We start from the raw sequence: 10,459 nt of genomic DNA, 5'->3' as shown, positions 1-10,459 counted from the left end.
TTTCACCCCGCCGGCGCGCATCTCCAGCTCCAGCTCCGTTTCCTCCAGACGCATCAGCTCCTGCACCTGGCGGCCCAGCGTGATCTCCTGCTCATGGCTCAGCAACGGCACGCGGCCGATGTCCCGCAGATACGAGCGCACTAGGTCGCCGTCCACGGGGGGCAGGGAACGGGGCAGAACCACGGGCCGGGGGTCGGCATCGGCCAGCGACTCGACGGGCCGGGACGGGGAGAGAGCGACGATCACGGCGTGGTGTTTTGACAGTGTGTAAAGCCTAACCTGAAGAAGTGTGAAGTCCCTCTCATCTCGGACTCTTCAGGGCGACATTCCCCTGAGCGCCACCCAGGGCAGCCAGGGTCCGAACAGTGCCGGTCGCCAGCTTCTTCCTGCCCTGGCGCTCGCTGGCCAGAGCCGCTCATCCACCCACAGCGCAGACCCTGCCTGGGGAGTAGGCGCAGCAAGCCAGCTAGAGCGGCATCCCGAGTGAGTCGAGCAGCCAGGTGGCGGTCCTGAGGTAGATGAACACCCCTGCCACGTCGGTGGCGGTGGCGATGAAGGGCGCCGACATCAGGGCTGGATCGAGCCCCAGCCGATCGAACAGCAGCGGCAGCGCCGCGCCGGCCGTGGCCGCCAGGGTGGTGATGGCCACCAGGCTCAGGCCCGCCGCCACCGCCACCAGCCAGCTGCCTGACACATAGCGGGCCCAGGGCACCACCACCAGCACCATCAGCACCCCCAGCAAGGCGCCGGCCACGGCCTCGCGCCAGATCGCCGGCCAGGTACCGAGCACCTGGATGCGCTGGGTGCTGAGGCCGCGGATCACCACGGTGGAGCTCTGCGAACCCACGTTGCCGCCCGTGCCGATCAGCAGCGGGATGAAGGCCGTCAGCATCACCACCCGCTTCAGCACCGACTCCTGCGAGGCGATCACCGCCGCGGTGCCGGCATTGGCGATCAGCAGCACGAGCAGCCACACCACACGGCGGCGGGCCACGGTGAACAGGTTGCTGCGGAAGTAGTCGTCCTCATCGCCCGCCTGAACGGCGCCGGCCGCGTAGAGGTCACGGGTGGCCTCCTGCTGGATCACGTCGATCACGTCGTCGACCGTGACGATCCCCACCAGCCGCTCCTCGCGGTCCACCACCGGCACCGCCAGGAAGTCGTAGCGCTGGATCACGCGGGCCACCTCCTCCTGATCCGTGGCGGTGGTGACGTTCACCACCTCCCGGGTCATCACATCGCCGATGCGGTCCTCCGGGTCGGCCATCACCAGATCCCGCAGCGAGAGGATGCCGGTGAGGTGGCGCGAAGCGTCGGTCACGTAGAGGCTGTACACGGTTTCAGTGTCCCGGGCCCGCCGCCGCACGATGTCGAGCGCCTGAGCGGCGCTGTGGAACTCCTTGAGGTCAATGAACTCGGTGGTCATCAACCGGCCGGCCGTTTCCGCCTCGTAGCCCAGCAGCTGGGCCGTGACCCGGCGCTCCGCCGGGCTCAGCTCCATCAGCAGGCGCCGTACCACCTTGGCGGGCAGTTCATCGAACAGCCGCACCCGGTCGTCCGGCGACATCTCCTCCACCAGCTCCAGCACCTCGCCGGAACGCAGCCGCTCCACCAGGCTCTGCTGCACATCGCCATCGAGGTATTCGTACACCTCAATCGCCTTGTCCTTGGGCAGCAGGCGGAAGGCCAGGGCCTGCAGCGTGCGCGGCAGGGTGCCGATCGCCTCGGCGCAATCCACCGGCTGAACCGGCTCCAGCAGCAGTTTCACGCCGCCGTAGTTGCTGGCCTTGAGCAGGGCTTCCAGCTGGCGGGACACCACCTCGGCCACCTGCAGGCCACCGCCTAGCACGATCGTGGAGCCGCTGATGCTGCCCACCGCGCCGCCGCCGTACTCAGAGCCGCCGGACTTCCCTCGGCCCTCAGGATCCTGGCGGCCATGGCGGGCACCGCCGCTGTCGAGCTCGCTCATCGGCCCCGAAGTGGCGGCACATCGAGTGTATGGGGAGGGTTCCTGCCACGGCCTCGCCGGAGCGGCGCTCAGCTTCTAGGGTCAGCCGGCAGCGACAACAACAACCATGAGCGTGAGCGTTTCCAATGTGGTGGTGCGCAGCGCCACAGGCGCGGAGACAGCGCTGGCCGATTACGCCGGCTCCGTGCTGCTGATCGTCAACGTGGCCAGCCGCTGCGGCTTCACCCGCCAGTACGCCGGCCTGCAGACCCTGCAGGACACCTACGGTCCCCGCGGCTTCAAGGTGCTCGGCTTTCCCTGCAACGACTTCGGCGCCCAGGAACCGGGCAGCCTGCCGGAGATCCAGCAGTTCTGCTCCACCACCTATGGCGCCAGCTTCGAGCTGTTCGACAAGGTGCAGGCCAAGGGCGCGAAGAGCGCTCCCTATGACGTGCTCACCCAGGCCGAACCGGCCGGGGATGTGGAGTGGAACTTCGAGAAGTTCCTGGTGGGCAAGGACGGAACGGTGCTGGCGCGCTTCAAGAGCGCCGTGGATCCCACCGGCCCTGAGCTGACGGCAGCCATCGAGGCGGCCCTCGCCGCCTGAGCCGACCGCAGAGGCGGAGCGGCTCCATGCCGCTCACAGCCTGCGGCGACGCAGGGCGGCCATGAGCCGATGGCTGGCGGCGACCCCTGCGGCCGCTGCCAGCAGACCCAGCACCAGGCTGGCGAGCAGCAGCCAGAGTCCCTCGCCGGCGCGATCGAGCTCGGCCAGCCGCACCAGGCTCAGCATCCAGCTGCTGAAGGTGGTGAGGGCCCCGCAGAAACCGATGCCGAGGCAGAGCACCAGCGGCGTGCGCCAGGGGATCGGACCCGCCAGCAGGCCCAGCACCAGGCTGCCGGTCAGGTTCACCAGCAGCTGCGCCCAGGGGACACCGCCCAGCACAGGGCCGAGATGCACTTCCGCCTGCCAGCGCAGCAGGGCGCCGGGCACCGCCCCCGCAGCCACCAGCAGCAGCTCCACGAGCTCGAAACGCAACCGCCGCGCCTGAAGATCGCCCGGGTCAGGCACGGGCCACCGCCTGCCCCAGCAGCACGGCCAGCACGCCCAGCAGCACGGAGGCCGCCAGCAGCGCCAGTGTTTCGCGTCGCCTGCCGGCCTGCCAGGCCTGCACGGCTTCCAGCATGAAGGTGGAGAACGTGCTGAAGCTGCCGAGAAAACCGGTGCCGATCAGCAGCAGCAGGGGGCTGGCGGTGCCACTGGAGCGATCGAGCGCCACCACCAGCCCGAGCGCGAAGCTGGCGGACACGTTGACCGCGAGGGTGGCCCAGTGGCGATGGGGCAACAGCGGCTCAAAGTGGTTGACCAGCCGCAGCCGCAGCCAACTGCCGGGTACCGCACCGACGGCCACCAGCAGGGCCTCATTCACCCGACCAGCCAGCCGCGCCGGGCCGTTCCGGCGTCAGCCGCTGCCTCGACGTGCAACCAGCGTTCCCCCTCGGGCTCCTGCCACACGCGCAGCAGCCGCAGCGGCGCGCCCGCAGACACGGGCAGCAGGCAGGGGGCGCGGTGATGGGGAGAAGCGCGCAGCACGCCATCGCGCGAGCCCTCAGCAAGCAGCGGATCGCCGTTCTGGCGGCGGCGCAGCTCCGGCGTGCGCCAATCGGCGCCACCGGCGGGGAGGGAGGCCGGAGCGATCAGGGCGAAGCCCAGCACCCAGATCCAACGCCAGGCCATCAGATGTCGAGCTGAGCGAAATCGAGCTCGGCGCTGTGGGTTTCGATGAATTCGCGGCGGGGCGCCACTTTGTCTCCCATCAGGATGGTGAAGATGCGATCCGCTTCAGCGGCATCTTCGATCTCCACCCGCTTCATCTTGCGGGTGGAGGGATCCATGGTGGTTTCCCACAGCTGCTTGGGCATCATTTCCCCCAGACCCTTGAAACGCTGGAGGGTGTAATTGGCCTTCTCACCAAAGCCATCAAGGGTTTTCCTGAGGTCTTTTTCGTCGTAGCAGTAGGTGTGGTTCTTGCCGCGCTCCACCTTGTAGAGAGGCGGGCAGGCGATGTAGATATAGCCGCCTTCCAGCAACATCTTCTGGTAGCGATAGAAGAAGGTAAGCAGCAGCGTACGGATGTGAGCGCCGTCAACATCCGCGTCGGTCATGATCACGATCCGGTGATAGCGCAGCGAGGATTCATTGAATTCTTCTCCCTTGATGCCCAGCCCCAGGCCGGTGATCAGCGCCTGGATCTCGGTGTTCTTGTAGATCTTGGCATCGTCGGTTTTCTCGATGTTGAGGATCTTGCCACGCAGGGGCAGGATCGCCTGGAAGCGGCGGTCGCGGCCCTGCTTGGCGGAGCCACCGGCGGAGTCGCCTTCCACGATATAGATCTCGGATTCGGAAGGATCGCGGGAGCTGCAATCGGCCAGCTTGCCGGGCAGTGTGGAACTCTCGAGCACCGATTTACGGCGCACCAGTTCACGGGCGCGGCGAGCCGCCTCAGCGGCGTTGAAGGCCTGGATCGCCTTCTCCAGGATCAGGTCGATCACCTGGGGGTGGAACTCAAGGAATTCGCTCAGCGATTCGCCCACCACGGTGTCCACGATGCCGCGCACCTCGGTGTTGCCGAGCTTGGTCTTGGTCTGCCCTTCGAATTCCGGGTCCGGCACCTTCACCGACAGCACGGCGGTGAGCCCCTCGCGGATGTTTTCGCCCGCCAGGTTGGAATCACCGTCTTTGCGCTTGCCACGCTTCCTGGCGAAGGTGTTGAGCGTGCGGGTGAGAACTGTTTTCAGACCCTCGATATGCGTGCCGCCGTCGACGGTGCGGATGTTGTTGGCGAAGCCGAGAATGCTGTCGGAGTAGGCGTCCACGCACCACTGCAGCGCAGCCTCCACCTGCACGCCGTCCTTCTCAGCATTCACATAGATGATGTCGGGGTGAAGGGGATCCTTGCCGTCGTTCATGTAGGCGACGTACTCGCGGATACCGCCTTCGTAGTGATAGATCTCCTCGTGGGCGCTGCCGTCGGCGCTGAGGGCCTCGCTGCGTTCATCGCGGAAAACAATCCGCACACCGCCGTTGAGATAGGCCAGCTCCCGCAGCCTGCCGGACAACGTGGTGTAGTCGAAGTGGATGCCGCCGGAGAAGATCTCGATATCGGGCTTGAAGCGCACCGCCGTGCCAGTGCGGCCGCTGATATCGGCTTCCGAGCGCAGGGTTCCGATCGGGGCGCCGCGCTCGAAGCGCTGGCGGTGCACCCGATCCTGCCGGTGCACGGTCACTTCCACCCACTCGCTGAGCGCGTTCACCACCGAAACGCCCACGCCGTGCAGACCGCCGGACACCTTGTAGCCGCCACTGCCGAACTTGCCGCCGGCGTGCAGCACGGTGAGCACGGTCTCCAGGGCCGACTTGCCGGTGCGCGGGTGCACGTCGGTGGGGATGCCGCGTCCGTTGTCGGTGACCTCTGCGGAGCCGTCCTCGCAAAGGCGCACCAGGATCTCGGTGCAGTGGCCGGCAAGGGCCTCGTCCACCGAGTTATCCACCACCTCATACACAAGGTGATGCAGACCCCGCGGCCCGGTGGTGCCGATGTACATGCCGGGGCGCTTACGCACCGGTTCCAGGCCTTCGAGCACCTGAATCTGTTCGGCGCCGTAGGCGTGCTGAACTTTGGAGGAGTCGCTCATTCCGAAAGGCTCAGGTGGCAAGTTGCGGCGTGCGCCGGTAGCCGGGTGAAGCGGTGCAGCAGCGGCACAGGGCGCTCAAAAGGCCAATCGAGGTGTCGATCTTACCACTGCTGCTTCAGAGGGGCGCCCAGGGGGCGCTCAGCGCCCGTTTGCGACAGGGATGCACCCCCCAGTCGCATCTCTGCTCCGTCCGTCCCGCGCCGGGACCGCCCGCAGGCCTCCGGCGCATCCCCTCGGGCCGTTCCTCAGCGAGGCTCAGGTCACCCCGCGCGCGCCCTGCGCAGACGCCCCCCGGATGGCCGCTTCGCTTCCCCTCGTGCTCGTGCTGCTCGGGCCCACCGCCAGCGGTAAGTCGGCCCTGGCCCTGGAGCTGGCCGGCCACTTCGACCTCACGGTGCTCTCGGTGGATTCCCGACAGCTTTATGCGGGCATGGACATCGGCACCGCCAAACCCACCGCCGCCGAACGGGCGCGCGTGCCCCACGGCCTGCTCGACCTGCGCCCGCCCGACCAGCCGCTGAACCTGCAGGAGTTCCGCCAGGCGGCCGAGGCCGCCATCGCCGCCGAACACCAGCGCCGCGGCGTGGCCTTTCTCGTGGGGGGCAGCGGGCTGTACCTGCAGGCCCTCACCCAGGGGCTGCAGCCACCGGCGGTTCCGCCACAGCCGGCCCTGCGCGCCCAACTGGCGGCGCTTGGGCCTGCCACCTGCCACCAGTTGCTGCGTCAGGCCGACCCGGAGGCGGCAGGGCGCATCGACCATGCCGACACCGTGCGCACCCAGCGGGCCCTGGAGGTGCTGTATGCCACCGGCCGGCCCCTGTCCAGCCAGCAGAGCCAACGGCCACCCGCCTGGCGGGTGCTTGAACTGGGCCTTGACCCCAGCGACCTCAGGCAGCGGATCGCCCGCCGTACCCGTTCGCTCTATGCCGATGGCCTGGTGGAGGAAACGCAGCAGCTGGCCCGGCGCTTCGGCCCCAACCTGCCGCTGCTGCAGACGATCGGCTACGGCGAAGCCCTGCAGCTGCTGGCGGGCGAGCTGAGCGAGGCGGAGGCGATCAGCCGAACCGACCAGCGCACGCGGCAATACGCCAAGCGCCAGCGCACCTGGTTCCGGCGCCGGCATGACCCGCTGTGGCTGGATCCGGCCGCTGGCGCCACCGATCTGCTGAGGGCCGCCATGGTGGCGGTCGAAGGGGTTCTAGGGTAAGGGTGAGTGCTCGACGGCTGTATCCCCGTGCCGGCCTCCGCTACGCCCCTCGCTTCTTTGAATGCCTCCTCGTCCTCGGTTTGATCGTCGTGCTCCCGTGCGGGAGCTCCCCAACATCAACGAACGCATCAGTTACCCCCAGTTACGGGTGGTCGATGCCGACGGCAGTCAGCTCGGCGTGATCACCAGGGAGGAAGCCCTCGAGGTCGCCAAGGACCGTGAGCTCGACCTTGTGCTGGTGAGCGAGAAGGCGGATCCGCCGGTGTGTCGGATCATGGACTATGGCAAGTTCAAGTTCGAGCAGGAAAAAAAGGCCAAGGAAGCCAAGAAGAAGTCGCATCAAACCGAAGTCAAGGAGGTGAAGATGCGCTACAAGATCGATTCGCACGATTACCAGGTGCGCATCGGTCAGGCCATCCGCTTCCTCAAGGACGGCGACAAGGTGAAGTGCACGGTGATCTTCCGCGGCCGGGAGATTCAGCACACGGCGCTGGCTGAGCAGTTGCTGTATCGGATGGCCAAAGACCTCGAGGAAAGCGCCGAGATCCAGCAGGACCCCAAGCGCGAGGGGCGCAACATGATCATGTTCCTCACGCCGCGCAAAACGCCGCTCACCAAGGAAAAAGATGCCGCTGCCCTGGCGGCCAAGGCGGTGCGCACCATTCCGTCACCGCAGCGCCAGACCAGCGCCGCCGCTGCAGGCGAGGGCGCCGAGGGCTGAGCGCCTGACGGCCGTGGCTGCGCCCGAACGCAGACGGAGAGCGTTGCTCGCTGCTGCGCCACGCCCATGTTCAAAGCGTGGTGGCGAACAGTTCCAGCATCCCCCGCCAGCCGGCGGCGGCAGCAGCGGGGTCATGGTCGGGCCTGGCCTCGCACATGAATCCGTGGCCCGCCTCCAGTTCGATCAGCCGGTGGCGCACGCCCGCCGGATCGGCCTGGCGTAACGCAGCCACAATGGCCGCCAACTCAGCGGCCGGCATCAGCGGATCGCGCCGCCCGCAGAAACACCAGACCCTGCCAGTGACCTCCGGTAACACCTCCAGGGTGGGGGGGCCGCCCCCCGGCCTGCCGCTGGCCACCCCTGCCCCGTAAAAGTCTGCGGTGGCAGCGATCTGGGGCAGGCTGGCCGCCAGCAGAGCGGCGTGGCCGCCGAAACAGAAGCCCACGCAGCCCAGCAGGCCGGCCCCGGTGCGTTCCTGCAACCACTGGCAGGCCACGTCCAGATCAGCCAGCAGCTCGGCGCTGCTGGTGCGGTCCTTGTGGCTGCGTCCTTCGGCCAGATCACCGGCGCTGTAGCCCAGCTCCAGGGCCGGAGCGCTGCGGGCGAACAGGGGCACCGCCAGCGCCGCGTACCCCTCCAGAGCCAGCCGGTCGGCGACCGAACGCACCCAGGCGTTGATGCCGAAAACCTCCGGCAGCACAAGGATGGCGCCCCGTGCGGGCTGGGCGGGAGCAGCCCACCAGCAACGCAGCGGCACCGAAACCACACCGGTGCGCTGCGCCTGCTCGCCTGCCAGCGAACCTGTTGGCCTGCCAGCCGTCGCCCCGCCCGGACCAGCAGCAGCGGGGGCTGCGGGAAGGGTGATCCACTCGGCCACGGATGCTGTCGCAGGGGTCGGCCCACACGATGCCACTGCGGCGGTTGGGCCAGTGGCGGAGCAACCGGCACAGCCTCTTATGACAAACAGGGAATTGTCACCGGGGCCGAAGCTCCGTAGGGTGTCCCCAGACGTTCAGGTCCGGGCCGGCGTGCGATTTCACATCCAGCAGGAAAGCGACATCCCGGCGTCGACCCAGCTGTACAACCAGATCTGCTTCGCGATCGCTGCCCGTCATTACCCGCCGGGCCATCGCCTGCCGAGCACGCGGCAGCTGGCCATGCAGACCGGCCTGCACCGCAACACGATCAGCAAGGTCTACCGCCAGCTGGAGAACGACGGTGTCGTGGAGGCGATGGCGGGCTCCGGCATCTATGTGCGTGATCAGCAGAAGCCGCGCGAGCTGAAGGCACCGCCGGGCCTGCGCAACCGCCTGCGGCCCGACATCGACCGCGAGGTGCGCCAGTGCGTCGACGGCCTGCTCAACGCCGGCTGCACGCTGCAGCAGGCAAGGGAGCTGCTCACCCGCGAAATCGACTGGCGGCTGCGCTGCGGCGCCCGCGTGCTGGTGAGCACACCGCGCGAGGACATCGGCGCCTCGCTGCTGATCGCCGAAGAACTGGTGCCCGTGCTGGAGGTGCCCGTCGAAGTGGTGCCGATGGAGGAGCTCGAGGCGGTGCTGGAGAGTTCGAGCAACGGCACGGTGGTCACCAGCCGCTACTTCCTCCAGCCCGTGGAGGAGTTGGCCCAGCGCTTCGGCGTGCGCGCCGTGGCGGTGGATCTCAACGACTTCCGCCACGAGCTCGATCTGCTCAAGGAGCTGCGGACGGGCAGCTGCGTGGGCCTGGTGAGCATCAGTCCCGGCATCCTGCGGGCCGCGGAGGTGATCCTGCACAGCATGCGCGGCAACGAGCTGCTGGTGATGACCGCCAACCCCGACGTGGGCAGCCGCCTGCTGGCCCTGCTGCGGGCCGCCAGCCACGTGCTCTGCGACCGACCCAGCCTGCCGCTGGTGGAGCAGACCCTGCGCCAGAACCGCGCCCAGTTGATGCGGCTGCCCCAGGTGCACTGCGCCCAGAGCTACCTGGGGGCCTCCACCATCGATCTGCTGCGCAAGGAGATCGGCCTCACCGGCCAGCGCGATGGCTACGGCGATCCCGAAACCATGAAGGTGGGATGAGCAGCGTGAAGCCATCTCCGCCCGGCTCGATCGGGCGGTTGCTGCGTGCGATCGGCGCCGACCTGCGCATGATCAAAGAGCGCGACCCTGCCGCACGCGGCACGGTGGAGATCCTGCTCTGCTATCCGGGCTTCCATGCCTTGGTGCTGCACCGTTTCAGCCACCGCCTGTGGCGGCTGGGCCTGCCGCTGGTGCCGCGGGTGCTCTCGCAGGTGGGGCGCAGCCTCACCGGCGTGGAGATCCACCCGGGCGCGCAGATCGGCCATGGGGTCTTCATCGACCACGGCATGGGCGTGGTGATCGGAGAAACGGCCGTGATCGGCGATCGCTGCCTGCTGTTTCAGGGGGTCACCCTCGGCGGCACGGGCAAGGAACACGGCAAGCGCCATCCCACGCTCGGCGAGAACGTGGTGGTGGGGGCAGGAGCGCAGGTGCTCGGCGCGATCGTGGTGGGATCGAACACCCGCATCGGCGCCGGCTCGGTGGTGCTGCGGGATGTGGCGCCCGACAGCACGGTGGTGGGCGTTCCCGGCAGGGTGGTGCATCAATCGGGGGTGCGGATCGATCCTCTGGCGCACTCGCAGCTGCCGGATGCGGAAGCCAGGGTGATTCGCAACCTGATGGAGCGCATCGACACGCTCGAAGGTGAGGTGGGTCGGCTGCAGAACTGCCTGCGGGAAGTGGCCGCCGGCCGCCCCCTGCGGGACATCTGCGGCGGCAAGGCCCAGAACCTGAGGGACCGCGAGATCCTCGAGTTCCTGGGCGATGGCCCCGGCGATGGGCCGGGTAGCGGGCTGCTGACGGCGCCGGCTGACGGCGCCGACTGACGA

12 protein-coding genes are annotated in these 10,459 nt (G+C 68.2%); 5 read left to right on the top strand and 7 right to left on the bottom strand.

Annotation, left to right across the window (positions count from 1 at the left end):
• On the bottom strand, positions 1 to 207 hold a 207-nt coding region (locus tag KQ303_RS02935), incomplete at its 3' end, for a sigma-70 factor domain-containing protein (RefSeq protein WP_311134104.1).
• A 259-nt stretch (positions 208 to 466) separates the two neighbouring features.
• Entirely contained in the window at positions 467 to 1,969 is a 1,503-nt protein-coding gene (gene mgtE / locus KQ303_RS02930; protein WP_259729076.1) for a magnesium transporter, read from the bottom strand.
• A 106-nt stretch (positions 1,970 to 2,075) separates the two neighbouring features.
• Here mgtE and KQ303_RS02925 point away from each other — a divergent pair, with 106 nt between their 5' ends.
• On the top strand, positions 2,076 to 2,555 hold the full coding sequence (locus KQ303_RS02925; RefSeq protein WP_311134103.1) for a glutathione peroxidase: 480 nt from the start codon (positions 2,076 to 2,078) through the stop codon (positions 2,553 to 2,555).
• A gap of 33 nt (positions 2,556 to 2,588) precedes the next feature.
• On the opposite strand, the gene KQ303_RS02920 is transcribed toward KQ303_RS02925, so the two are convergent.
• The 4 genes from KQ303_RS02920 to gyrB are packed head-to-tail and all read right to left on the bottom strand — an operon-like array spanning position 2,589 to position 5,644.
• Positions 2,589 to 3,020 carry a CrcB family protein gene (locus KQ303_RS02920; RefSeq protein WP_259729075.1) on the bottom strand — a complete coding sequence of 144 codons (432 nt, stop codon included), beginning with the start codon at positions 3,018 to 3,020 and terminating at the stop codon, positions 2,589 to 2,591.
• Positions 3,013 to 3,378, bottom strand: a complete 366-nt coding sequence (locus KQ303_RS02915; RefSeq protein WP_399232719.1) for a fluoride efflux transporter FluC — start codon at positions 3,376 to 3,378, stop codon at positions 3,013 to 3,015. The genes KQ303_RS02920 and KQ303_RS02915 overlap by 8 nt, the downstream gene beginning before the upstream one ends.
• Positions 3,375 to 3,686: an SH3 domain-containing protein gene (locus KQ303_RS02910; RefSeq protein WP_259729074.1), complete on the bottom strand. Its 312-nt coding sequence runs from the start codon at positions 3,684 to 3,686 to the stop codon at positions 3,375 to 3,377. Before KQ303_RS02910 ends, KQ303_RS02915 begins: the two co-directional genes overlap by 4 nt.
• Positions 3,686 to 5,644 (bottom strand): DNA topoisomerase (ATP-hydrolyzing) subunit B, encoded by a 1,959-nt coding sequence (gyrB, locus tag KQ303_RS02905; protein ID WP_259729073.1) that lies wholly within the window; start codon positions 5,642 to 5,644, stop codon positions 3,686 to 3,688. Before gyrB ends, KQ303_RS02910 begins: the two co-directional genes overlap by 1 nt.
• A 295-nt stretch (positions 5,645 to 5,939) precedes the next feature.
• On the opposite strand from gyrB, the gene miaA reads away from it, so the two are divergent.
• Positions 5,940 to 6,851: a tRNA (adenosine(37)-N6)-dimethylallyltransferase MiaA gene (gene miaA / locus KQ303_RS02900; RefSeq protein ID WP_259729072.1), complete on the top strand. Its 912-nt coding sequence runs from the start codon at positions 5,940 to 5,942 to the stop codon at positions 6,849 to 6,851.
• Positions 6,852 to 6,912: 61 nt separating this feature from the next.
• A complete protein-coding gene (infC, locus tag KQ303_RS02895) occupies positions 6,913 to 7,572 on the top strand; it encodes a translation initiation factor IF-3 (RefSeq protein WP_259729071.1) in 660 nt (219 codons plus the stop codon).
• 70 nt (positions 7,573 to 7,642) lie between these two features.
• Here infC and KQ303_RS02890 read toward each other — a convergent pair whose 3' ends face one another.
• A complete protein-coding gene (locus KQ303_RS02890) occupies positions 7,643 to 8,449 on the bottom strand; it encodes a dienelactone hydrolase family protein (protein WP_259729070.1) in 807 nt (268 codons plus the stop codon).
• A 151-nt stretch (positions 8,450 to 8,600) separates the two neighbouring features.
• Between KQ303_RS02890 and KQ303_RS02885 the strand changes: the two genes are divergently transcribed.
• Both KQ303_RS02885 and cysE read left to right on the top strand, forming a co-directional pair.
• Positions 8,601 to 9,629 (top strand): GntR family transcriptional regulator, encoded by a 1,029-nt coding sequence (locus tag KQ303_RS02885; protein WP_094511103.1) that lies wholly within the window; start codon positions 8,601 to 8,603, stop codon positions 9,627 to 9,629.
• A 38-nt stretch (positions 9,630 to 9,667) separates the two neighbouring features.
• Positions 9,668 to 10,456, top strand: a complete 789-nt coding sequence (cysE, locus tag KQ303_RS02880; RefSeq protein ID WP_259729084.1) for a serine O-acetyltransferase — start codon at positions 9,668 to 9,670, stop codon at positions 10,454 to 10,456.
• The last annotated feature ends 3 nt before the right edge of the window (positions 10,457 to 10,459 follow it).

Source organism: Synechococcus sp. CS-1333, from assembly GCF_025128015.1.
In the GTDB taxonomy this organism is placed as follows: domain Bacteria; phylum Cyanobacteriota; class Cyanobacteriia; order PCC-6307; family Cyanobiaceae; genus MW101C3.
This window is presented reverse-complemented; position numbering and strand designations above follow the sequence as displayed.